Source organism: Pseudomonas sp. GL_117 (assembly GCF_057835125.1).
The window spans coordinates 4,165,707-4,187,238 of the sequence record NZ_CM174418.1 but is presented as its reverse complement, the minus strand read 5'-3'; the positions used below and the strand labels follow the sequence as shown (position 1 = coordinate 4,187,238).

Annotated in this window: 20 protein-coding genes, 4 tRNA genes and 1 riboswitch; of the genes, 16 read left to right on the top strand and 8 right to left on the bottom strand. The window is 62.6% G+C overall.

Features of this window, described 5'->3' with window-relative positions; all coding sequences use genetic code 11:
* Positions 1–65 precede the first annotated feature (65 nt).
* Genes tspO through AC3ISR_RS18955 form a run of 3 tightly spaced genes read left to right on the top strand, consistent with a single transcriptional unit; the run spans position 66 to position 1,932 of the window.
* A complete protein-coding gene (tspO, locus tag AC3ISR_RS18965; RefSeq protein ID WP_305391245.1) occupies positions 66–506 on the top strand; it encodes a tryptophan-rich sensory protein TspO in 441 nt (146 codons plus the stop codon).
* Positions 506–1,444: an alpha/beta hydrolase fold domain-containing protein gene (locus AC3ISR_RS18960; protein WP_463983389.1), complete on the top strand. Its 939-nt coding sequence runs from the start codon at positions 506–508 to the stop codon at positions 1,442–1,444. The genes tspO and AC3ISR_RS18960 overlap by 1 nt, the downstream gene beginning before the upstream one ends.
* A 2-nt stretch (positions 1,445–1,446) precedes the next feature.
* On the top strand, positions 1,447–1,932 hold the full coding sequence (locus AC3ISR_RS18955; protein ID WP_192297233.1) for a GNAT family N-acetyltransferase: 486 nt from the start codon (positions 1,447–1,449) through the stop codon (positions 1,930–1,932).
* A gap of 33 nt (positions 1,933–1,965) precedes the next feature.
* Here AC3ISR_RS18955 and AC3ISR_RS18950 read toward each other — a convergent pair whose 3' ends face one another.
* From AC3ISR_RS18950 to AC3ISR_RS18940, 3 genes are read right to left on the bottom strand one after another with little or no spacing between them, the layout of a single operon-like run.
* A complete protein-coding gene (locus AC3ISR_RS18950; RefSeq protein ID WP_489324402.1) occupies positions 1,966–2,730 on the bottom strand; it encodes an ABC transporter ATP-binding protein in 765 nt (254 codons plus the stop codon).
* Positions 2,727–3,731, bottom strand: a complete 1,005-nt coding sequence (locus AC3ISR_RS18945) for a FecCD family ABC transporter permease (protein ID WP_192296857.1) — start codon at positions 3,729–3,731, stop codon at positions 2,727–2,729. The genes AC3ISR_RS18950 and AC3ISR_RS18945 overlap by 4 nt, the downstream gene beginning before the upstream one ends.
* On the bottom strand, positions 3,728–4,738 hold the full coding sequence (locus AC3ISR_RS18940) for an ABC transporter substrate-binding protein (protein ID WP_192296856.1): 1,011 nt from the start codon (positions 4,736–4,738) through the stop codon (positions 3,728–3,730). Before AC3ISR_RS18940 ends, AC3ISR_RS18945 begins: the two co-directional genes overlap by 4 nt.
* 117 nt (positions 4,739–4,855) lie before the next feature.
* A riboswitch (cobalamin riboswitch) is annotated at positions 4,856–5,049 on the bottom strand.
* 70 nt (positions 5,050–5,119) lie between these two features.
* Here AC3ISR_RS18940 and AC3ISR_RS18935 point away from each other — a divergent pair.
* Positions 5,120–5,563 (top strand): hypothetical protein, encoded by a 444-nt coding sequence (locus AC3ISR_RS18935; protein WP_463983391.1) that lies wholly within the window; start codon positions 5,120–5,122, stop codon positions 5,561–5,563.
* A 166-nt stretch (positions 5,564–5,729) separates the two neighbouring features.
* Here AC3ISR_RS18935 and AC3ISR_RS18930 read toward each other — a convergent pair whose 3' ends face one another.
* Positions 5,730–7,112 (bottom strand): aldehyde dehydrogenase family protein, encoded by a 1,383-nt coding sequence (locus tag AC3ISR_RS18930; protein WP_463983392.1) that lies wholly within the window; start codon positions 7,110–7,112, stop codon positions 5,730–5,732.
* Positions 7,113–7,215: 103 nt separating this feature from the next.
* On the opposite strand from AC3ISR_RS18930, the gene ptrR reads away from it, so the two are divergent.
* Entirely contained in the window at positions 7,216–8,088 is an 873-nt protein-coding gene (ptrR, locus tag AC3ISR_RS18925; protein ID WP_192296853.1) for a putrescine utilization regulator PtrR, read from the top strand.
* Between the two features lie 108 nt (positions 8,089–8,196).
* On the opposite strand, the gene AC3ISR_RS18920 is transcribed toward ptrR, so the two are convergent.
* Together AC3ISR_RS18920 and AC3ISR_RS18915 are read right to left on the bottom strand one after the other, a co-directional pair.
* On the bottom strand, positions 8,197–8,406 hold the full coding sequence (locus AC3ISR_RS18920) for a hypothetical protein (protein ID WP_105524885.1): 210 nt from the start codon (positions 8,404–8,406) through the stop codon (positions 8,197–8,199).
* A gap of 99 nt (positions 8,407–8,505) precedes the next feature.
* Complete coding sequence (locus AC3ISR_RS18915; protein ID WP_192296852.1) at positions 8,506–9,702, bottom strand: amino acid aminotransferase; 1,197 nt, start codon at positions 9,700–9,702, stop codon at positions 8,506–8,508.
* Between the two features lie 343 nt (positions 9,703–10,045).
* Here AC3ISR_RS18915 and uvrB point away from each other — a divergent pair, with 343 nt between their 5' ends.
* Positions 10,046–12,061, top strand: a complete 2,016-nt coding sequence (uvrB, locus tag AC3ISR_RS18910; RefSeq protein WP_192296851.1) for an excinuclease ABC subunit UvrB — start codon at positions 10,046–10,048, stop codon at positions 12,059–12,061.
* 121 nt (positions 12,062–12,182) lie between these two features.
* On the opposite strand, the gene AC3ISR_RS18905 is transcribed toward uvrB, so the two are convergent.
* Together AC3ISR_RS18905 and AC3ISR_RS18900 are read right to left on the bottom strand one after the other, a co-directional pair.
* Positions 12,183–13,733: an MDR family MFS transporter gene (locus tag AC3ISR_RS18905; RefSeq protein ID WP_225595209.1), complete on the bottom strand. Its 1,551-nt coding sequence runs from the start codon at positions 13,731–13,733 to the stop codon at positions 12,183–12,185.
* Positions 13,723–14,769, bottom strand: a complete 1,047-nt coding sequence (locus AC3ISR_RS18900; protein WP_192296850.1) for an HlyD family secretion protein — start codon at positions 14,767–14,769, stop codon at positions 13,723–13,725. The genes AC3ISR_RS18905 and AC3ISR_RS18900 overlap by 11 nt, the downstream gene beginning before the upstream one ends.
* 183 nt (positions 14,770–14,952) lie before the next feature.
* On the opposite strand from AC3ISR_RS18900, the gene gltX reads away from it, so the two are divergent.
* The 10 genes from gltX to AC3ISR_RS18850 all read left to right on the top strand — a co-directional run bounded on the left by gltX (position 14,953) and on the right by AC3ISR_RS18850 (position 21,529).
* Positions 14,953–16,434 (top strand): glutamate--tRNA ligase, encoded by a 1,482-nt coding sequence (gene gltX / locus AC3ISR_RS18895; protein WP_053128828.1) that lies wholly within the window; start codon positions 14,953–14,955, stop codon positions 16,432–16,434.
* A 147-nt stretch (positions 16,435–16,581) separates the two neighbouring features.
* Positions 16,582–16,657: transfer RNA gene (locus AC3ISR_RS18890), tRNA-Ala, on the top strand.
* A 79-nt stretch (positions 16,658–16,736) separates the two neighbouring features.
* Positions 16,737–16,812: transfer RNA gene (locus AC3ISR_RS18885), tRNA-Glu, on the top strand.
* 50 nt (positions 16,813–16,862) lie between these two features.
* Positions 16,863–16,938: transfer RNA gene (locus AC3ISR_RS18880), tRNA-Ala, on the top strand.
* A 78-nt stretch (positions 16,939–17,016) separates the two neighbouring features.
* Positions 17,017–17,092, top strand: a tRNA-Glu gene (locus tag AC3ISR_RS18875).
* Between the two features lie 183 nt (positions 17,093–17,275).
* Positions 17,276–17,815, top strand: coding sequence for a TetR/AcrR family transcriptional regulator (locus AC3ISR_RS18870; protein WP_192296849.1), 540 nt, complete (start codon positions 17,276–17,278; stop codon positions 17,813–17,815).
* A 15-nt stretch (positions 17,816–17,830) separates the two neighbouring features.
* Positions 17,831–18,664 (top strand): alpha/beta fold hydrolase, encoded by an 834-nt coding sequence (locus AC3ISR_RS18865; RefSeq protein ID WP_192296848.1) that lies wholly within the window; start codon positions 17,831–17,833, stop codon positions 18,662–18,664.
* Positions 18,665–18,702: 38 nt separating this feature from the next.
* Positions 18,703–19,137, top strand: a complete 435-nt coding sequence (locus tag AC3ISR_RS18860) for an acyl-CoA thioesterase (protein ID WP_226455105.1) — start codon at positions 18,703–18,705, stop codon at positions 19,135–19,137.
* A gap of 55 nt (positions 19,138–19,192) precedes the next feature.
* Complete coding sequence (locus AC3ISR_RS18855) at positions 19,193–20,152, top strand: tRNA dihydrouridine synthase (RefSeq protein WP_226455106.1); 960 nt, start codon at positions 19,193–19,195, stop codon at positions 20,150–20,152.
* Positions 20,153–20,275: 123 nt separating this feature from the next.
* A complete protein-coding gene (locus AC3ISR_RS18850; RefSeq protein WP_463983393.1) occupies positions 20,276–21,529 on the top strand; it encodes a hypothetical protein in 1,254 nt (417 codons plus the stop codon).
* The last annotated feature ends 3 nt before the right edge of the window (positions 21,530–21,532 follow it).

Sequence of the window (21,532 nt, the reverse complement as noted above, 5' to 3'; positions counted from 1 at the left end):
AGGGGGCGTGAACTTTTACCCCTGTGCAGCCCGTCCAAGTTGAAATGCCCAGCCAAGGACCGACCATGACTTTCTTCATCTTCCTGCTCGCCTGCGTCGCCGCCGCCAGTACCGGCCTGCTGTTCAAGCCCGGCGCGTGGTACGAATCCCTCGTCAAGCCCAGCTTCACGCCGCCCAACTGGCTGTTCCCGGTGGCGTGGACGCTGATTTATCTGCTGCTGGCCTGGGCCGGTTATCGCCTCAGCCTGATCCCGGACAGCCAGGTGGTGTTGGCGTTGTGGGCGGCGCAGATTGCGTTGAATACGTTGTGGACGCCGGTGTTCTTCGGCGCGCATCGCATCCTGGCCGGGATGGTGATCCTGGCGGTGTTGTGGCTGACCGTGGCAACGATGGTGGTGTTGGCGGTGCGTCTGGATCTGATCACCGGGTTGATCCTGTTCCCCTACCTGGCGTGGCTGTGTGTGGCGGCGGCGCTGAACTTCTCGATCCTGCGCAGTAACCGCTGATGCCCTATAAACCATGGCCTGCCAGCGAACCCCAACTGGCCGAAATGCGCCGTTTCAACAAGAAGCTCGCGTGGCTGCCGCGCTTCAAGATCCGCAACCGTGTGACGCCGCGCTTGATCCAGGCGCTGTTGCGTGCCGGTCAGGTGTTCAAGCGCTCGCCCGTGGCGCAAACCCGGCTCGCCGGCAACGTCCCCGTGCGTATCCTGCGGCCACTCGGCAAACCCAAGGGCGTGGTGCTGGATATTCACGGCGGCGGCTGGGTGATCGGCAACGCGCAGATGGACGACGATCTCAACCTCGGCATGGTCAATGCCTGCGACGTCGCGGTGGTGTCGGTGGACTACCGGCTGGCGGTGGACACGCCGGTGGCAGGCTTGATGGACGATTGCCTGGCGGCGGCGCGTTGGTTGCTCAGCGCCGAGGAGTTTGCCGGGTTGCCGGTGGTCGTTGTCGGCGAATCGGCCGGCGGGCATCTGGCGGCAGCGACGTTGCTGGCGCTGAAGCAATCGCCAGAGCTGCTCCAGCGGGTGTGCGGCGCGCTGTTGTACTACGGCGTTTACGATTTGAGCGGCACGCCCAGCGTACGCGCGGCGGGGCCGCACACCTTGTTGCTGGACGGGCCGGGCATGGTCGAGGCGCTACGCCTGCTGACGCCGGGGTTGAGCGATGAAGAACGTCGGCAGGCGCCATTGTCACCGCTGTATGGCGACTTCAACGGGTTGCCGCCGGCGTTGATGTGGGTGGGCACGTTGGACCCGCTTAAAGACGACACGCTGTTGATCGCCGAGCGCTGGCCTGGGGCTGAGGCGTACCTGGTGCCGGAGGCGGCGCATGGGTTTATTCATTTTCCGCTGGAGGTGGGGGCGGCAGTGCTGGAGCACAGCCGGGCTTGGATTCTGCAACGGATTCAGGCGGTAAGCGCCGTGGGTGAACCGTGACAATGCTGATCCAGCCGGTTGATACGCAGGCTATTCCCGAGGTACTGGCCTTTGTGCTGCACGCCCGTGGCGAGCTGTTTCCCAAGCTCAGCGATGCAGGTATGCCGAACGATCTTGCACAGTTCGAGGCGGTTTACGTGCAAGGCAGCGGCCGGTTTCTGATCGCCCGCGCTGGCGACGAAATTGTTGCCGCGATGGGCTACTTGCCCTATGACGGGCGTTTTCCCCAGTTGGATTACCAGGGGCGCCGGACCGTGGAAGTGGTGCGCCTGTTTGTGCTGCCAGCGTTCCGCCGTTCTGGATTGGCGAGGGAGTTGTACCGTGCGCTGGAGGCGCTGGCGCACGCGCAGGGGGTGGAGGTGATGTACCTGCACACCCATCCGTTTCTACCGGGTGCGATCGAATTTTGGCGGCGGCAGGGGTTTGCGGTGGTGGACGTGGAAGCTGATCCGGTGTGGCAGACCACGCACATGCAGCGGCTGCTGTAGTGGCCTGAAGAAGCACCACTAGACTCCCCGTGTTTAGTTGGAACGCAGCCGCAGTATCTGCGCGCCGTCGAACGGGTCTGTGAGGTAGTGCGCCTGCACCCCGAACGTGTCCTTCAAGCGCTGCGGCGTGAGTACCTCCAGCGGCTTGCCCAGCGCCACCAATCGCCCGTGGTCCAGCACCGCCAGGCGATCACAGGTCAGCGCCTGGTTCAGGTCATGCAGGGCAATCAGCGTCGTCACCGGCAGCGCTTGCACGCCTTTCAAGATCGCCAGTTGATGCTGAATATCCAGGTGATTGGTCGGCTCATCCAGCAACAGGATCTGCGGCCGTTGCGCCAGGGCGCGGGCGATGTGCACGCGTTGGCGCTCGCCGCCGGAAAGGCTGCGCCAGGCGCGTTGGGCCAGGTGGGTGGCGTCCACGTCGTGCAGGGCTTGGCGCACGATGGCGTCGTCTGCATCCGACCAGGGGCTCAGCGCCGACAGCCACGGCGTGCGGCCCAGGGCCACGGCGTCGAACACGCGGATGGCGTCATCGGTGTCGGCCTGTTGCTCCACCACGGCCAACTGTTGCGCGATGCTGCGGCGCGACAGCTGCCCGAGGCGCTGGCCGCCCAGCAGCACGTCGCCACACGCCGGGGTACGCAACCCGGCGAGCAGCTTGAGCAGGGTGGATTTGCCGGAACCGTTCGGCCCGACGATACCGAGGGTCTCGCCCAGCTCCACGTCCAGGTGAATGTCGCGCAGCAACTCGGCTTCGCGCACCTTGAAGCCCAGGCCACGGCAACTGAGCACGCTCATCGCGCATTCCTCCGGCCGATCAGGATCAGCGCAAACACCGGCGCGCCTACCAGCGCGGTGACCACGCCAACCGGGATCACCTGGCCCTTGATCAAGGTGCGCGACAGCACATCCGCGGCAATCAGGAACAACGCACCCCCCAAGGCGCTGGCCGGCAGCAGGCGTGAATGCCCGGTGCCGAGCAGCAGGCGCACGGCATGGGGGATCACCAAGCCGACAAAGCCGATGGAGCCGACAATCGACACCATCACCGCCGTCACCAACGCCGCGCAACCCACCAGCACAAATTGCACACGGCGCACCGGGATGCCCAGGGACGCCGCCGAATCCGTGCCAAAGGTGAACGCATCCAGCGCCCGGCGATGCCACAGGCACACCGCCAACCCCACCAGCGCCACTGGCACCGCCAGCCATACCGACGGCCAGCGCACGCCGCTGAGGTTGCCCAGCAGCCAGAACATGATGCCGCGCGCCTGTTCGGAGCTGGCGGATTTGGTGATGAGGAATGCGGTGAGTGCGTTGAACAGCTGCGAACCGGCAATGCCGGCGAGGATGATCTGCCCGGTGCCGCTGGATGAGCCGCTGGCCCGCGCCAACAAAATCACCAGCGCAAACGCCGCCATCGCGCCGACAAACGCGCCAGCCGACAATGAAATCAAGCCGCCGCCCACCCCGATCAGCGCCACCAGCACCGCACCTGTCGAGGCGCCGGCGCTGATGCCCAGCAGGTACGGGTCGGCCAGCGGGTTGCGCAGCAGCGATTGCAGGATCACCCCGCAGGTCGCCAGCCCGGCACCGCAGGCGGCGGCGACCAGTGCGCGGGTCAGGCGGTAGTTCCACACCACGCCTTCGTCGATGGGGTCGAGCACGTAGCCGGCGCCCCACAGTTTATTGGCCAGCACCTGAAGTACGACCTGCGGCGAGATGGCGGTTTCGCCGATGGCCACGCCGGCGAGCACGGCGGCCAGGAGCAGGGCCAGGGCGAGGAGGGCACGAATCATTTCGGCAGGTCGTAGCCGTCGATGGCCGTGGCCAGTTGCTCAAGGCCGTCGAACATGCGGATGCTGGCCTGCAACGCCAGGGCGTCGAGGATGATGATGCGGTTGTTTTTTACCGCATCCATGTTGCGGGTGACTGGGTCGCTGCGCAGGAAGGCGAGTTTCTTTTCATGGTCGTCGGCAGGGTAGCGGCGGCGGTCCATGCGGGCGATGACGAGGAAGGTCGGGTTGGCCTTGGCGATGGTTTCCCAGCCCACGGCGGGCCATTCTTCATCGGACTGCACCACGTTGCGCAGGCCGAGGGTTTGCAGGATGAATTCGGGAATGCCCTTGTGCCCGGCGACATACGGGTCGCTGGCCAGCTCGGCGCTGGAGAACCACACCAGTGCGCTGGCCTGCTTGAGGCCCTTGCTCTGCACGGTGGCGACGGACTTGGCCAGGCGCGCCTTGAGTTCGTCGTTCAACTGTTGACCGCGGTCCTGCACATCGAAGATCGCCGCCAGTTGGCTGATGCTTTTGTAGATGGTCTCGATGCGGAACGGCTCCAGCCGCGTGCCGTCGGCGCCCACCAGGTTGTCCTTGCCTTCGCAGTCGGAGGGCAGCAGGTAGGTGGGGATCTGCAGCTCGTGGAATTGCTCACGGGTGCCGACCACGCCTTGTGCGCCGACCACCCATTCCAGCTCGGCCGCTACCAACTGCGGGCGCTTGGCGATCACGGCTTCGAAGCTCGGCTCATTGTTGGCCAGGCGTTCGATGCGCTCGTTCTGTGCCTTGAACTGCGGCAGCACACTGTTGAACCACAGTGAGGTGCCGACCACTTTGTCGCCCACGCCCAACGCATAAAGCATCTCGGTGGCGGCCTGGCCGATGGTCACGCTGCGCGTCGGTGCTTGCTGGAAGGTGAGGGTGCTGCCGCAGTTTTCCAGGGTCAGCGGGTAGTCAGTCGGCGCGGCGTGGGCCAGGGCACAAACACTCAGGCCGGTGAGCAGGGCGGTAACGCGTGGCAGCATGGGGCAATCTCCGTTGGGACCGTACAGGGAGCTGGGGCGGTACGGTAGTGGAAATACAGCCATGAACGCTGCCGGTCCGGCAGGCCAGGGATGCCCTTCCCGGACACCCCGCCGGTTGGTGATAACGCTTGGCCGGCAGGTCTCCTGACTGATGCGTCATCGCCACGCTCCGGCCTTCCCGGACAGCGTCCAGTGGCAGTGGGGAGCAGGCTCAGCACCTACAGTTGCGGGGGCAGTTCCGGTTGGCGCGGGTGGCCGCGCTTCGGATTCCCTATTAGTCCCGTTGGGGAACCGGCGCGGTATGGTAGTCGATCTTGGACGTGAGGGCGCGTGTCTCTTATGATGCGCGGCCACGGAACCGCCCCCTACAAGGAAAATACAGTGAAACGTTTAGTCGCCCTCGCCCTGATCACCCTGCTTGCCGGTTGTGCGACCCAGGGTAAAAGCGAATCGCAGATTTTCGACGAGGCCGCCACTGCCCATGTCATGTCGCTGCCTGCCGGCGCCAACAAGGTGCGTTTGCACAGCGTCAAGATCGCCAGCCATGGTGTGATCGGCGACATGCTGGCGACTGTCCTGGGCGGCGGCGCGAATGCCGGCCAACTCAGGCAGGAACTGCTCAACGCCCAGCGCCTGGGCGACAGTGGGTTCTTGATCATTGGGGCGCGCAGTTCAATCGACGTGGCGGTTGTTGAGAACGCCTGCGAAGGCCTCGGTTTGCAGGGGATGAATATCTACTACGCGGGCAGTGAGGCGCAGCAGGACAAAGTGCGCCACGCGGTTGAGAAGGCCCAGGCGCGGTTTCACTTCATCAATACCCAGTGACCACCGGTTTGTAGTGAGCGGGCTTGCCCCGCGCTGGGTGGCGAAGCCGCCCCAAATCCAAGCAACTCGGTGTATCAGAAAGACCGAGTTGCCTGGGTTTGGGGCGGCTTCGCCACCCAGCGCGGGCAAGCCCGCTCACTACAAGGGTGTCAGCCCGGCCGGGGGGTTATTTGCGGTCCAGCCACACGGTCTGCGCGTTGCAGAATTCCCGCACGCCGAAGTGCGACAGTTCACGGCCAAAGCCGCTTTTCTTGATCCCGCCAAACGCCACCCGAGGGTCGGATACGCTGAAGGCGTTGACGAAAATCCCGCCGGTTTCCAGGCGGTTGGCTATATCCCGCGCCTTCGCCGCGTCGGTGGTGAAGATGCTCGCGGTCAGGCCGAATTCGCTGTCATTCGCCAGCGCTACCGCGTGGTCGGCGTCGCGGGCGGTGATGATCGAGGCTACCGGGCCGAACAGTTCCTGTTTGAACGAGGTCATCTGGTCGGTGACGCCTGCCAGTACGGTCGGCTCATAGTAGTTGCCGGCACCGGCGACTTTATGGCCGCCCAGTAGCAGGGTCGCGCCTTCTTCAAGAGTCGCCTGGACCTGGCCGTGCAGCTCGTCGCGCAGGTCGAAGCGGGCCATCGGGCCGATGTACGTGGCGGCGGATGTCGGGTCGCCCATCACCAGGGCACGGCTGGCCGCGAGGAATTTGGCGGTAAAGGCTTCGGCCACGCCGGCTTCGATGATCAGACGCTTGGCAGCGGCGCAGACTTGCCCGCTGTTCTGGAAGCGGCCAATCACGGCGGCTTGCACCGCGGCGTCGAGGTCGGCGTCGTTGAGCACGATGAACGGGTCGGAGCCGCCCAGTTCCAGCACACACTTTTTCAGCGCGGCACCGGCCTGGGAGCCGATGGCCATACCGGCGCGCACGCTGCCGGTGAGGGTGACGGCGGCGATGCGTGGGTCGGCGATGGCTTTGGATACGCCGTCGGTCGTCACGTTGATCACTTCGAACAGGCCTTCAGCAAAGCCGGCTTTTTTGAATGCCTGCTGCATCAGGTAGGCGCTGCCCATCACGTTCGGCGCGTGCTTGAGCACGTAGGTGTTGCCGGCGAGCATCGTCGGCACGGCGCCGCGCAACACTTGCCAGACCGGGAAGTTCCACGGCATCACCGCGAGGATCGGGCCCAGTGGGCGGTATTCGATATGGGCGCTGCCGTTGTCCACCAGGGTCGGCTCCGGGGCGAGCATGGCCGGGCCCTGGGCGGCGTACCATTCACTGAGCTGGGCGCATTTTTCGATTTCGGCGCGGGCCTGGGCGATGGGCTTGCCCATTTCCAGGGTGATCATCTGCGCCATCTCTTCAGCTTGTTCCCGCAGGGCGGCGGCCAGGGCCAGCAGCCGTTCGGCGCGCTGGCTGAGCGGCTGGTGGCGCCAGGTGCGGAAGGCGGCGGTGGCACGGTCGAGGGCGGCGTTCAGCTGCGAGTCGCTTTCATACGGGTAGCTGCCGACCTTTTCGCCGTTGGCCGGGTTGATCGAGAGGGCGTGGGTAGTCGCGTTCATGGCACCGTCCTGCGCAAGGGATAAGTTGAGTTCAGGTTACGGGGCTGGTTCTTTTCTGGAAACTGAATAATATTGAGCAATACATTCACGATTGGAGAATGACTTGGATCTGGTGCAGCTGGAAATCTTCAAGGCCGTTGCCGAGCAAGGCAGCATCAGCGCCGCCGCGCAGTTGATTCATCGGGTGCCGTCGAACCTGACCACCCGCATCAAGCAACTGGAGCAGGACCTGGGCGTCGAATTGTTCATCCGCGAGAAAAGCCGCCTGCGCTTGTCACCGGCCGGCTGGAATTTTCTCGGTTATGCGCGGCGCATTCTCGATCTGGTGCAGGAGGCCCGTGCCACGGTGGCGGGGGAGGAGCCCCAGGGTGCGTTTGCCCTGGGCTCGCTGGAGAGTACGGCGGCGGTGCGCATCCCGGCGTTGCTCGCGGCGTATAACCAGAAACACACCAAGGTCGAGCTGGACCTGAGCACCGGACCGTCGGGCACCATGATTGAAGGCGTGCTATCGGGGCGCCTGACGGCGGCGTTTGTCGATGGGCCGGTGTTGCACGCGACCCTGGAAGGCGTGGCGGTGTTTGAGGAGGAAATGGTGGTGATCGCGCCGCTGCATCACGCGCCGATCACCCGGGGCCAGGATGTGAATGGCGAGAATATCTACACGTTCCGCTCGAACTGCTCGTACCGGCATCATTTCGAACGTTGGTTTTCCCAGGACGGTGCGGTGCCGGGGAAGATTTTCGAGATCGAGTCGTACCACGGCATGTTGGCTTGCGTCAGCGCCGGTGCGGGATTGGCGTTGATGCCGCGCAGCATGTTGGAAAGCATGCCGGGGTTTGCGGCGGTGAGTGTGTGGCCGTTGACGGACAAATTCCGGGTGCTGCACACCTGGCTGATCTGGCGGCGGGGCACGGTGTCGCAGAGCCTCAACAGCTTCGTAAAGCTGCTGGAAGAACGCAATCTAGTAGCGACGTAGATCCAATGTGGGAGCGGGCTTGCTCGCGAATGCGGTGGTTCAGTTACACATGTATCGCCTGACACACTGCATTCGCGAGCAAGCCCGCTCCCACATTTTTGAACTTCATCAGCCGCCGAATTGGAGGGTGCCCATGGCGAGCTTGGCCATCAGTGCCGTGGCCCCCAGTTGCACCAGCCACAACGCCAAGCCACCGAGGAACACCCCTAGCGCTACCTGCAACACCAGGCTTTTCTGGCGCTTGGGTTGCGGCGCGCGGGGCACATAGTCATCCAGCTCGTCGCGGTCGGCACGCAGGTCCAGGTCGTCGTTTCTCATAAGGTTCTCACAGCAAAGGGGCGGGCAAGGTTCAGTCTAGGGGCTGGATACGAAAAAGGGGAAGCCAGCGGCTTCCCCTTCTGTGCAACGGCTCCAGGCTTACAGGACCTGGACGATTGCCTTTGTGACTGCGTCGATGTTCGACTGGTTCAACGCCGCCACGCAGATGCGGCCGGTGTCGAGGGCGTAGATGCCGAACTCGGTGCGCAGGCGGGTGACTTGCTCAACGGTCAGGCCGGAGTAGGAAAACATCCCACGCTGGCGGCCGACGAAGCTGAAGTCATGGCCCGGTGCAGCCTTGGCCAGTTCCGACACCATCTGCTCACGCATCCCACGAATGCGCAGGCGCATTTCAGCCAGTTCGGCTTCCCACTGCGCGCGCAGCTCAGGACTGTTCAGCACGGCAGCTACAATCGCGGCGCCGTGGGTTGGCGGGTTGGAGTAGTTGGTGCGGATCACACGCTTGACCTGGGACAGGATGCGCGCGCTTTCTTCCTTGGATTCGCCGACGATGGACAGCGCGCCCACACGTTCGCCGTACAGGGAGAACGACTTGGAGAACGAGCTGGACACAAAGAAGGTCAGACCGGACTCGGCGAACAGGCGCACGGCCGCGGCGTCTTCGTGGATGCCATCGCCAAAGCCCTGGTAGGCCATGTCGAGGAACGGTACGAGGCGCTTGGCCTTGACCACGTCCAGCACGTTCTGCCAGTCGGCCGGGGTCAGGTCGACGCCGGTCGGGTTGTGGCAGCAGGCGTGCAGCACCACGATGGACTGCGGCGGCAGGGCGTTGAGATCTTCGAGCAGGCCGGCACGGTTTACGTCATGGGTGGCGGCGTCGTAGTAGCGGTAGTTCTGCACCGGGAAACCGGCGGTTTCGAACAGGGCGCGGTGGTTTTCCCAGCTTGGGTCGCTGATGGCGACGACGGCGCCTGGCAGCAGTTGCTTGAGGAAGTCAGCACCGATTTTCAGCGCGCCGGTGCCGCCAACCGCTTGCACGGTGGTGACGCGGCCAGCGTTCAGCAGTGGCGACTCAGCACCAAACAGCAGGGTCTGCACGGCCTTGTCGTAGGCCGCGATGCCGTCGATTGGCAAGTAGCCACGAGCAGCGTGTTGCGCCACGCGAATGGCTTCCGCTTCGGCAACGGCACGCAAGAGTGGAATCTTCCCCTCCTCGTTGCAGTAAACGCCTACGCCAAGGTTGACCTTGGTGGTTCGAGTGTCGGCGTTGAATGCTTCGTTGAGGCCCAGGATAGGATCGCGTGGTGCCATTTCGACAGCGGAGAACAGGCTCATTTTTGCGGCAGCTCTATGGGGGAAGGGAGGGACGTGTCGCGCTCCAGCCGAATGCACTAGAGCGGTGCACAAACGGGGAGCTAGTATAGAGGCCATCACGGCTGAGAGCGACAACCGAAACGGCTTTTCGGCCAAGTTTTTCGGTTTATTTGCCGACCGTTAGTCTTATTGCAACGCAGATCGACAGCGGCATGCAGGACGATTGCCTTGAAACCCGTCACATTCGCCACCACTTCTACGGCTATCATGGTTTTTTCCTGCTGCCCGCTCTGAATATTCGCGGGTGGTGGTCTTTTTCGTTCCCGACGGGTTTACAGTCTGGGGTGACTTCAAGAGGTACGTTATGTCGGATTTCCAACTCGTCACCCGCTTCGAGCCCGCCGGCGATCAACCCGAGGCGATTCGCCAGATGGTCGAAGGCATCGAGGCCGGCCTGGCGCACCAGACGTTGCTCGGGGTGACCGGTTCGGGCAAGACCTTCAGCATCGCAAACGTGATCGCGCAGATCAATCGCCCGACCCTGGTGCTGGCTCCGAACAAGACCCTGGCCGCGCAGCTCTACGGCGAGTTCAAGGCGTTCTTCCCGAACAACGCGGTGGAGTACTTCGTTTCCTACTACGACTACTACCAGCCTGAAGCCTACGTACCGTCGTCGGACACCTTCATCGAGAAAGATGCGTCTATCAACGACCACATCGAACAGATGCGCTTGTCGGCGACCAAGGCGCTGCTGGAGCGCAAGGACGCGATCATCGTCACCACGGTGTCGTGCATCTACGGCCTGGGCAGCCCGGAAAGCTACCTGAAGATGGTGCTGCACATCGACCGGGGCGACAAACTCGACCAGCGCGAAGTGCTGCGCCGACTGACGAGCCTGCAGTACACCCGCAACGACATGGATTTCGCCCGCGCCACCTTCCGCGTGCGCGGCGATGTGATCGACGTGTACCCGGCCGAGTCCGACCTGGAAGCGATCCGCATCGAACTGTTCGACGATGAAGTCGAAAGCCTGTCGGCCTTCGACCCGTTGACCGGCGAGGTGATCCGCAAGTTGCCACGCTTCACCTTTTATCCGAAAAGCCACTACGTTACGCCGCGTGAAACCTTGCTGGACGCCGTTGAGCACATCAAGGTGGAGCTGGCCGAGCGTCTCGACTACCTGCGCGCCAACAACAAGCTGGTGGAAGCCCAGCGCCTGGAGCAACGTACGCGCTTCGACCTGGAAATGATCCTGGAGTTGGGCTACTGCAACGGCATCGAAAACTACTCGCGCTACCTCTCGGGCCGCGATTCTGGCGCGCCGCCGCCGACGCTGTATGACTACCTGCCGGACGATGCGCTGCTGGTGATCGACGAATCCCACGTCAGCGTGCCGCAGGTCGGCGCGATGTATAAGGGCGACCGTTCGCGTAAAGAAACGCTGGTGGAATACGGTTTCCGCCTGCCTTCGGCGCTGGACAACCGGCCGATGCGGTTTGACGAGTGGGAAGCCATCAGCCCGCAGACGATTTTTGTATCGGCGACGCCGGGCAACTACGAGGCTGAGCATGCCGGCCGCGTGATCGAGCAGTTGGTGCGTCCGACCGGCCTGGTCGACCCGGAAATCGAAATCCGCCCGGCGCTGACCCAGGTCGATGACTTGCTCTCGGAAATCCACAAACGCGTCGCGCTGGAAGAGCGGGTGCTGGTCACCACGCTGACCAAGCGCATGTCCGAAGACTTGACCGACTACCTTGCCGACCACGGCGTACGCGTGCGTTACCTGCACTCGGACATCGACACCGTGGAGCGCGTGGAGATCATCCGTGACCTGCGCCTGGGCACCTTTGACGTGCTGGTGGGGATCAACCTGCTGCGTGAAGGTTTGGACATGCCGGAAGTGTCGCTGGTGGCGATCCTCGATGCGGACAAGGAAGGCTTCCTGCGCTCCGAGCGTTCGCTGATCCAGACCATCGGGCGTGCCGCGCGTAACCTCAATGGCCGCGCGATTCTCTATGCCGACCGCATCACCGGCTCCATGGAGCGCGCGATTGGCGAGACCGAGCGCCGTCGCGACAAGCAGATTGCCTTTAACCTGGCCAATGGCATCACGCCCAAGGGCGTGTTCAAGGACGTTGCCGACATTATGGAAGGCGCTGTCGTACCGGGTTCGCGCAGCAAGAAGCGCAAAGGCATGGCCAAGGCCGCCGAGGAAAGCGCGAAGTACGAGAACGAACTGCGCTCGCCGAGCGAGATCACCAAGCGTATTCGCCAGTTGGAAGAGAAAATGTACCAGTTGGCGCGGGATCTGGAGTTTGAAGCGGCGGCGCAGACGCGCGATGAGATTGGCAAGTTGCGCGAGCGGTTGTTGGCGGTTTGATTTTGCGCTGACTGTACTGGCCTCTTCGCGAGCAAGCCCGCTCCCACACTTGACCGCATTTCAACGTTAGAACACGGTCAAGTGTGGGAGCGGGCTTGCTCGCGAAAGCGGCACCACGGTCTCAATGACTCTCCCCAGCCTTGAGCCCCGCCGGCAACGCCTTGGTCAACAACACCGCGACCATACTGACCCCCAGCGCCAACCCGACAAAGTGAAACGCATCGTTGTAGGCCATGATCTGCGCCTGCTGGTGCGCGATCTCGCTGAGCTTGCCCAGCGCCGCGGTGTCGCTGCCGAACTGCTGCGCCAGTGTTGCCAGGCGCTCCGCCACCTGCGGGTTGGTCGGCACGATCGCCTCACGCAAATAATCGAAATAGGTCTTGGTGCGCGCATCCAGCAGCGTCGCCAGCAATGCAATGCCGATGGCGCCGCCCAGGTTGCGCAGGATGTTGAACAGGCTCGACGCCGAGCCTGCGTCCTGGGGCAGGATGTAGGCGGTGGCGATCAGCGAGATGGTTACCATGATCAGCGGCTGCCCCAGGGCGCGGATGATCTGGATCTGGTTGAACTGGCTGCCGGCGAAGTCCGGGTTGAGCACCCCCGAGGAAAAACTCGCCAGGCCGAACAGGCCGAATCCTACAGTGCATAGCCATTTGGGCGACACGTACTTCATCAGCTTGGGCACCAGCGGTATCAGAAACAGCTGGGGCACGCCCATCCACATGATCACTTCGCCGATCTGTAAGGCGTTGTAGTTCTGGATCTGCGCCAGGTACAGCGGCAGCAGGTAGATCGAGCCGTACAGGCCGACGCCCATGCCGATGCTGGCAATGCTCGACAGGCCAAAGTTGCGGTTGGCGAGGATGCCCAGGTTGATCAGTGGGTTGGGTTTGGACAGTTGCACGATGACAAAGGTGATCAGGCTGAGCAGGGCGATGCTGCCGAGGCTGACGATCAGGTTCGATTCAAGCCAGTCCTTGCGGTGGCCTTCCTCCAGGAACACCTGCAAGCAGCCGAGGCCCACCGCCAGGGTGGCGATGCCCAGGTAGTCGGTGCTTTTCAGCAAGTCCCAGTTCGAGGCCTTTTTTTCCAGACCATAGAGCAGCCCGGCGATCATCAGCAGGCCCGGTGGCACGTTGATGTAGAAGATGTATTCCCACCCCCAGTTTTCCGTGAGCCAGCCGCCGATGGTCGGGCCGATGGAGGGCGCGAAGGTGGCGGTCATGGCGAACATGGCCATGCCTTTGGCGCGGTGGTGTTCGGGTAGCTTGATCAGGGTAAGGGTGAACGCCAGCGGGATCAGCGCACCGCCGGTAAAGCCTTGCAGGGCGCGGAACACGATCATGCTTTCCAGGCTCCAGGCCATGGAGCACATCAACGAGGCGATCAGGAACCCCACCGACACCCAGACCGCCAGCCGCCGCGCTGAGAGCAACTGCACCAGCCAGGCGGTGAGGGGGATCATGATGATTTCGGCTACAAGGTAGGACGTGGAAATCCACGAGCCTTCTTCCAGGGTGGCTGACAGCGCGCCCTGGATGTCCTTGAGCGACGAGTTGGTGATCTGGATGTCGAGCACCGCCATGAACGCGCCGAGCATCACGCTCATCACTGCGATCCAGTCGCGCCGGGTCGGTTCGCCGAGTGGGCGCAGCAGTTGATCACCGGCCATCGGGCTGGTCTTTGATGTTCACTTTGACGGTCACGGACATGCCGGGACGGATCTTGCCGTGCAGCGGGTTATCCGTGGCGAAGGTCAGTTTTACCGGGATGCGCTGTACGACTTTGGTGAAGTTGCCCGTGGCATTGTCCGGCGGCAACAGGCTGAACTGCGCACCGGAGGCGGCGAACAGGCTGTCGACCCGGGCCTCGATGGGCGTGTCGGGGTAGGCGTCGAAGGTCAGCTTGGCCTTTTGCCCGGGTTGCATGTGGCCGATCTGGGTTTCCTTGAAGTTGGCCTGGATCCAGATGTCTTGGTCGGGGACGATCGACAGCAGGTAGGCGCCGGCCTGCACGTACTGGCCGTTGCGTGCGGCACGCTGGCCCACCAGGCCGCTGATCGGCGCGTGGATCTCGCTGCGGGTGAGGTTGAGTTCGGCCTGGGCCAGGTCGGTCCTGGCGTTGGCGATCAGCGCGTCGAGGCGCTTGATCTCGGCGTTGAGGGCGTTGACCTGCTGGCGCTGGCCCTGCAGGTCGGCCTGGGCCATGGTCACCTGGGAGCGGGCGATGTGGTTGTCGGCGGAGAGGGTGGTCACGCGTTCTTCCGAGACGTAGCCGGGCTTGCGCAGGGTTTGTGCGCGGGACAGGTCGATCTGCGCGCGGCCGAGGCTGGCCTGGCTTGACGCGACTTTGGCCGCGCCGGCGGCGATCAGGCTGGCTTGCTGGGTGAGTTTGCTCTGTGCCTGGGTGCGTTCGGCCTCGCGCATGGCCAGGGCGGCGTTGGCGCGGTCGACGGCGAGGTGGAAGTCGTCGGCTTCGAGCTGTACCAGGAGCTGGCCTTTTTGTACGTGTTCGTTATCGCCGACCTTGACCTCGACGATGCGGGCGCCGAGCTGGCTGGACACGCGGGTGATCTCACCCTGCACATAGGCGTTGTCGGTGCTTTCATAGAAGCGGCCCTTGAAGAACCACTGGGCGAAGAAGCCCAGGCCGATCAGGACTACGAGGCACACGAAGATAAACAGTCGGCGTTTCAGTGGAGCTGGCATGGGCGAGGTGTCTGTAACAAGAGGTAATGGAATATAGCCAGCCAAACATCTGTCCAATAGCCATGACTGGCCTCCAGACCGAAGCTTGGCCTAAATGCCCTTCTGCTGGAGCCCAAGTGCCGAGGGCTGTTACCATTCGCGCCTTGTTTCAATTCCAGTTTTATCGCCAATTCGAGACCCGCCATGACCACCGTCCGCACGCGCATCGCGCCATCGCCTACTGGGGATCCCCACGTCGGCACTGCCTACATCGCCTTGTTCAACTACTGCTTTGCCAAGCAGCACGGTGGTGAATTCATCCTGCGGATCGAAGACACCGACCAATTGCGCTCGACCCGTGAGTCGGAGCAGCAGATTTTCGATGCCCTGCGCTGGTTGGGCATTACCTGGGCCGAGGGCCCGGATGTCGGTGGTCCGCACGGCCCGTATCGCCAGAGCGAGCGCAGCGACATCTACAAGCAGTACACCCAGCAACTGGTCGACATGGGCCACGCGTTCCCATGCTTCTGCACCGCCGAAGAGCTGGACCAGATGCGTGCCGAGCAACAGGCGCGTGGCGAAACCCCACGTTACGACGGCCGCGCGCTGCTGCTGTCGAAAGAAGAAGTGGCCCAGCGCCTGGCGGCCGGCGAGCCCCATGTGATCCGCATGAAAGTGCCGAGCGAAGGCGTGTGCGTGGTGCCGGACATGCTGCGCGGTGACGTCGAGATCCCGTGGGATCGCATGGACATGCAAGTGCTGATGAAGACCGACGGCCTGCCGACGTACTTCCTGGCCAACGTGGTCGACGACCACCTGATGGGCATCACCCACGTGCTGCGCGGTGAAGAATGGCTGCCGTCGGCGCCTAAGCTGATCCTGCTCTACGAGTACTTCGGCTGGGAACAACCGCAACTGTGCTACATGCCGCTGTTGCGTAACCCGGACAAGAGCAAGCTGTCCAAGCGCAAGAACCCGACCTCGGTGACGTTCTACGAGCGCATGGGCTTCATGCCGGAAGCGATGCTCAACTACCTGGGCCGCATGGGCTGGTCGATGCCGGACGAGCGCGAGAAGTTCTCGCTGCAGGAAATGGTCGACAATTTTGACCTGTCCCGCGTGTCCTTGGGGGGGCCGATCTTCGACATCGAGAAACTGTCGTGGCTCAACGGCCAATGGCTGCGTGACCTGCCGGTGGAAGAGTTCGCCAGCCGTGTGCAGCAGTGGGCGTTGAACCCCGAGTACATGATGAAGATCGCACCGCTGGTGCAGGGCAGGGTGGAGACGTTCAGCCAGGTCGCACCGTTGGCCAGTTTCTTCTTCGCCGGTGGCGTGAACCCGGATGCCAAGTTGTTCGAATCCAAGAAGCTCTCGGGCGATCAGGTGCGCCAATTGATGCAGTTGATCCTGTGGAAGCTGGAAAGCCTGCGCCAATGGGAGAAGGACGCGATCACCGCGACGATCCAGGCGGTGGTGGAATCCCTCGAATTGAAATTGCGCGATGCCATGCCGCTGATGTTTGCCGCGATCACCGGGCAGGCCAGTTCGGTATCGGTGCTGGATGCGATGGAAATTCTCGGCCCGGACCTCACGCGTTTCCGTCTGCGCCAAGCCCTTGATTTGCTTGGTGGTGTGTCGAAGAAAGAAAACAAAGAGTGGGAAAAGCTGTTGGGCGCTATCGCTTAATCAGCCTGCTGCAACGGCGAAACCCAGGTTTTCCGGGGTTTCGCCGGTAAGTGATTGTTATCCCGGCAAAAAACTTTGGAAATTGTTGAAAATAAATTTGACACACTTCCAAACCGCCATTAAGATTCGCCCCGTCCTCACCGATGAGGGGCTATAGCTCAGCTGGGAGAGCGCTTGCATGGCATGCAAGAGGTCAACGGTTCGATCCCGTTTAGCTCCACCAATTTACAGGTTCAAGGTCTGGCCACACCGTCCTTGAATCGATCAGTTCTCAGCGCTGATCATGTTGTACAGAAGGTTTTGTCCCCTTCGTCTAGTGGCCTAGGACACCGCCCTTTCACGGCGGTAACAGGGGTTCGAGTCCCCTAGGGGACGCCAGTTTCAACAAGCAGTTCGCAAGGTCTGCTGCGTCGCGAGACGAAAAATCCGGGGCTATAGCTCAGCTGGGAGAGCGCTTGCATGGCATGCAAGAGGTCAACGGTTCGATCCCGTTTAGCTCCACCAATTTACAGTTCCAAGGTTCCGGCCACACCGTCCTTGGATCGATCAGTCTCAGCCTGATCAGTTGTACAGAAGGTTTGTGTCCCCTTCGTCTAGTGGCCTAGGACACCGCCCTTTCACGGCGGTAACAGGGGTTCGAGTCCCCTAGGGGACGCCACGATTACCCGCTCTGCGGGATTTTTAAGGGTCATTCAATTATTGAATGGCCCTTTTGTTTGTCTGGCGTTCGGCCAATTCTTTTACTCCCTTCATACTTTCTCTTCAGACCAATGGTCATGTCGGTCGCTTGCCAAATATTATTATGGTAATAATATTCAACCCATGAGAACCGGAGGCTTTGATGAGCGATAAAAAAGCACAAACCCGCGAACGCATTTTGCAGGCGGCCAGCGCGGCGTTGATCCAGCGTGGCCCGGCCGAGCCGAGTGTCGGTGAAGTCATGGGGGCGGCGGGGCTCACCGTCGGTGGTTTTTACGCGCACTTCGAAAGCAAGGACGCGCTGATGCTGGAGGCATTCACTCAATTGCTGGCCAAGCGTCGTGCGGCCATTGACGATATGGATGCGCTGTTGACCGGTGAAGAGCGCCGAGGCCTTGTGGCGGCGTTTTACCTGTCGCGCAAACACCGCGATTCCACCGTTCAGGCCTGTCCGATCCCGGCGACCGTCGGCGAAATGAGCCGCCTGCCGGATGAATTCCGCCAGGCGCTGAACGAGCACTGTGAGCTGATGGCCGCCCAATTGGCCGCCAGCCCGGAAGACACCGACAAGGCCCTGGCCGACATGGCGTTGATGATCGGTGGCCTGGCCCTGGCGCGGGCCCTCGGCCCTGGCGAATTGTCTGACCGTGTATTGCGTGCCGCCAAGTCGGCCGTGCGCTAGAAGAGGGTTCTAAGGATGGGCACGCTGACCTGGATTCGTCGCTTCAACGGCACCCTGGGGCATCTGGCGCCGCAAACCGTGGCCAACCAGATGCGACGTGCGTTCATGACGCCACGCGAGCTGCCGCCACGCGACTGGGAGTTGCCGTTGCTGGCGCAATCAGAGCGCATCACCCTGCGTTTCGGCCTGTCGGCGTTGCGCTGGGGCCAAGGGCCCGCCGTGCTGTTGATGCATGGCTGGGAAGGGCGCCCCACGCAGTTCGCCAGCCTGATCAGCGCATTGGTGAATGACGGTTATTCCGTGATTGCCCTCGACGGCCCCGCCCACGGGCGTTCGCCCGGGCGTGAAGCCCATGTGCTGCTGTTCGCCCGCGCGATGTTGGAGGCGGCGGCCGAGTTGCCGCCGCTGCACGCCGTGATTGGTCACTCCATGGGCGGCGCCAGCGCGATGCTGGCGGTGCAACTGGGGCTGCGTACCGAAGCACTGGTAAGCATTGCCGCGCCGTCGCGATTCCTTGATGTGCTCCGAGGGTTCACCCAGATGGTCGGCTTGCCGGCGCGGGCCCGCTCGGCGTTTATCCAGGAGGTCGAACACACCTTCGGCATGCCGTTGAAGCATCTGGATGTGGCCCACTACCAAATGAACATCCCCGGCCTGATCGTGCATGCCGAAGACGACACCTTCGTCCCCGTCAAAGCCTCCCAGGCGATCCACGAAGCCTGGTTCGACAGCCGCCTGTTGCGTCTGGAGCAGGGCGGTCATCAGAAAGTCCTGGCCGACCCCCGGGTGACCGACGCGGTGCTGGCGCTGTTGGCCGGCCGCCGTCTACAGGCGCGGCAAACCGCCTGATACACTGCCCGGCCGAGATCAATCGACTGGAGCAAGGCATGGGCTGGGATCTGGCAACGCCGTTTATCATCGACCTGCAGGTCGGCGCCGAAGACATCGACGGCCTGGGCCACGCCAACAATGCCGTTTACGTGTCCTGGCTGGAACGCTGCGCCTGGCGCCATTCCCAGCGCCTGGGCCTGGACCTCACCGAATACCGCAGGCTGGATCGCGCCATGGCGGTGGTGCGCCACGAGATCGATTACCTCGCCGCCGGCTACGAAGGCGACGAACTGCAACTGGCCACCTGGATCGTCGACTGGGACCAGCGCCTGAAAATGACCCGCCGCTTCCAATTGGTCCGCCCCCGCGACGGCGCGACCCTGCTACGGGCACACACCACCTTTGTCTGCATCGAGCTGTCCAGCGGCAAGCCCAAGCGTATGCCCGCCGAGTTTCTTGACGGTTATGGCCCCGCCCTGACAGGGGGTTAACGGTTGCCGCAGGAAACCCAGTAAACTGCGCCACGATTTTTGTTGAGTGTTTTCCATGCAAATTGCTTTGGCGCCCATGGAGGGGTTGGTCGACAACATCCTGCGGGACGTGTTGACCCGCGTGGGTGGGATCGATTGGTGCGTGACCGAATTCATCCGCGTCAACGACCGCCTGCTCACCCCGGCGTATTTCCACAAACTTGCTCCCGAGCTGCTGCACGGTGCCCACACCGCGGCGGGCGTGCCGCTGCGCGTGCAGTTGCTTGGTTCCGACCCGGTGTGCCTGGCGGAAAACGCCGCGCTCGCTGCCGAGTTGGGCTCCGAGGTGATCGACCTGAACTTCGGTTGCCCGGCCAAGACGGTCAACAAGTCCCGTGGCGGCGCGGTGTTGCTCAAGGAGCCGGAGCTGCTCAACCAGATCGTCGAGCACGTACGCCGTGCCGTTCCCGCGCACATCCCAGTTACCGCGAAGATGCGCCTGGGTTTCGACAGCCCGGATGGCGCCCTGGTCTGCGCCACGGCTCTGGCCGAAGGCGGCGCCGCGCATATCGTGGTGCATGCGCGGACCAAGACCGACGGCTACAAACCGCCGGCGCACTGGGAGTGGATTCCGCGCGTGCAGGATGTGGTCAAGGTGCCGGTGTTTGCCAACGGCGACATCTGGAGCGTTGAAGACTGGAAGCGTTGCCGCGAAGTCAGCGGCGCCGAAGACATCATGCTCGGCCGTGGCCTGGTGGCGCGGCCCGACCTGGCGCGGCAGATTGCAGCGGCGCGGGCCGGTGAAGAAGTCGTGGAAATGACCTGGGCGCAGATGCAGCCCATGCTCCAGGAGTTCTGGACCCAATCGGTGGCGCAACTGACCGAGCGCCAGGCGCCGGGCCGTTTGAAACAATGGCTGGCAATGTTGACGCGCAACTACCCTGAAGCGGTTGAACTGTTCACCGCGATGCGCCGGGAGACCGATCTAGAGCAGGTCAGCCGGCTGTTGGGCATGCCCCATCCGGCGGCGGCATAACGCGAAGAGATCTGCAGCAAGGGCGCCATCGGCGCCCTTTTCTTATTGTGAAACGTGATCCTCGGAACCGGGCAAGGCAAAATCCCACGAACTTCTGGGCATATCTCACAGGAATCTTCGCCCATGAATGCTTCGAACTTGAAATCCCCTACCTTTGCCTTCACTGCCCCGTCGACGCTCTCTGCATCAAAGGCCATAAAGTCTGTCGTGAACGCCTTCGACGTCGGCGAGCGGCGCTTTGGTGAGCACTTTGACGTAAGCACCCATGCTGCCGTCATCAAAATGATGATGGCGACGCTTGGCCCCACGCCTGCCGATATGTTCAATCAAGTGACGCCTACCGCAAACGGCTACGACGTGATGATGAAGGATGAGTTCAACGCTCGCATCACGCACGAAGAGCTGCAGCTAGTCGCGCAGGTGTCCAAATTCAGTGGCAATGATGCGCAAGCCGTCAGGGCCGCCAACTTTGCGTTGACGGTGTTTGTAAAGCGCAGGCAGCAGATCGGTGGCTACGCCAATTTTCACGCGGCGCTGACAAAGTCACTCCAGGGCGAAACCACTCTGCGGTGCTTGCAGGGTATGGGGGTGTATGGGCTTTCCCAGTATGTGCCGCCGAGCAGGATGGTTGGCGAAGGCGTAGTGGCAGTGATGGAGACCCATAATTTTGGCAGTGCGCTGGTAGTGGACGGGCTTGGGCACGCTAACGGCAAGCCGCGTCAGGTAGGCGGTCGCTATGGTTACAGGCTGTTCGCCGACAAGCCTCGGGGAGGCGCACCCACACCGAAGGTGGTTGCGGGCCGAAGACCCCTGGATATTTGGGGTGGTTTCTACCAAGGGACACCGGGGAACTGCGTGACGGTGTCGGCAATCAAGGCGGCTATGATGAGGTTCGGGCAGTGCCCCGCGGATATTTTTCGGGAGGTCACTGCCACTGCCGAAGGTTATGCAGTCGTTATGCGCGATGGTTTCAGGCTGACGCTGACCCATGAGCAATTGCGCAAGGCGAGGGCCGCTTCCGGCTTTCGCGGCAACGACTGTGCAATGCTGGAGGATGCCTATTTCCTGTTCGCCGTGAGCGCCAGGCGCGCGCAGCTGGAAAACAACGACTTTCGTGGCGGGCAGAGTTTCGACGTTGCCATCGATACCCTCAATGACGGTGAATACCCCGGGCAGGCGCTGCGTCGGTTGGGGTTGTACGCCTATATCCGCGAAAGCGATGTGAACGAGTTGATTGCCGGCGCTATCGGCACCCTGTCTGACGGTGGTCACTCGATGACGGTGATTGGCGGCGTGCTCGATTATTATGGGAGCCGGCACACGCTGCAGACGTCGCAATGGAAGGGGACTTATTTGCGGGCGCTGAAATTGGTGTGACAG

Excerpts from the sequence above, each read along its gene's own strand:
- tspO (WP_305391245.1), top strand. The coding sequence starts at position 66 with ATGACTTTCTTCATCTTCCTGCTCGCCTGCGTCGCCGCCGCCAGTACC.
- AC3ISR_RS18960 (WP_463983389.1), top strand. The coding sequence starts at position 506 with ATGCCCTATAAACCATGGCCTGCCAGCGAACCCCAACTGGCCGAAATG.
- AC3ISR_RS18955 (WP_192297233.1), top strand. The coding sequence starts at position 1,447 with ATGCTGATCCAGCCGGTTGATACGCAGGCTATTCCCGAGGTACTGGCC.
- AC3ISR_RS18950 (WP_489324402.1), bottom strand. The coding sequence starts at position 2,730 with ATGAGCGTGCTCAGTTGCCGTGGCCTGGGCTTCAAGGTGCGCGAAGCC.
- AC3ISR_RS18945 (WP_192296857.1), bottom strand. The coding sequence starts at position 3,731 with ATGATTCGTGCCCTCCTCGCCCTGGCCCTGCTCCTGGCCGCCGTGCTC.
- AC3ISR_RS18940 (WP_192296856.1), bottom strand. The coding sequence starts at position 4,738 with ATGCTGCCACGCGTTACCGCCCTGCTCACCGGCCTGAGTGTTTGTGCC.
- AC3ISR_RS18930 (WP_463983392.1), bottom strand. The coding sequence starts at position 7,112 with ATGAACGCGACTACCCACGCCCTCTCGATCAACCCGGCCAACGGCGAA.
- AC3ISR_RS18920 (WP_105524885.1), bottom strand. The coding sequence starts at position 8,406 with ATGAGAAACGACGACCTGGACCTGCGTGCCGACCGCGACGAGCTGGAT.
- AC3ISR_RS18915 (WP_192296852.1), bottom strand. The coding sequence starts at position 9,702 with ATGAGCCTGTTCTCCGCTGTCGAAATGGCACCACGCGATCCTATCCTG.
- uvrB (WP_192296851.1), top strand. The coding sequence starts at position 10,046 with ATGTCGGATTTCCAACTCGTCACCCGCTTCGAGCCCGCCGGCGATCAA.
- AC3ISR_RS18905 (WP_225595209.1), bottom strand. The coding sequence starts at position 13,733 with ATGGCCGGTGATCAACTGCTGCGCCCACTCGGCGAACCGACCCGGCGC.
- AC3ISR_RS18900 (WP_192296850.1), bottom strand. The coding sequence starts at position 14,769 with ATGCCAGCTCCACTGAAACGCCGACTGTTTATCTTCGTGTGCCTCGTA.
- gltX (WP_053128828.1), top strand. The coding sequence starts at position 14,953 with ATGACCACCGTCCGCACGCGCATCGCGCCATCGCCTACTGGGGATCCC.
- AC3ISR_RS18870 (WP_192296849.1), top strand. The coding sequence starts at position 17,276 with ATGAGCGATAAAAAAGCACAAACCCGCGAACGCATTTTGCAGGCGGCC.
- AC3ISR_RS18865 (WP_192296848.1), top strand. The coding sequence starts at position 17,831 with ATGGGCACGCTGACCTGGATTCGTCGCTTCAACGGCACCCTGGGGCAT.
- AC3ISR_RS18860 (WP_226455105.1), top strand. The coding sequence starts at position 18,703 with ATGGGCTGGGATCTGGCAACGCCGTTTATCATCGACCTGCAGGTCGGC.
- AC3ISR_RS18855 (WP_226455106.1), top strand. The coding sequence starts at position 19,193 with ATGCAAATTGCTTTGGCGCCCATGGAGGGGTTGGTCGACAACATCCTG.
- AC3ISR_RS18850 (WP_463983393.1), top strand. The coding sequence starts at position 20,276 with ATGAATGCTTCGAACTTGAAATCCCCTACCTTTGCCTTCACTGCCCCG.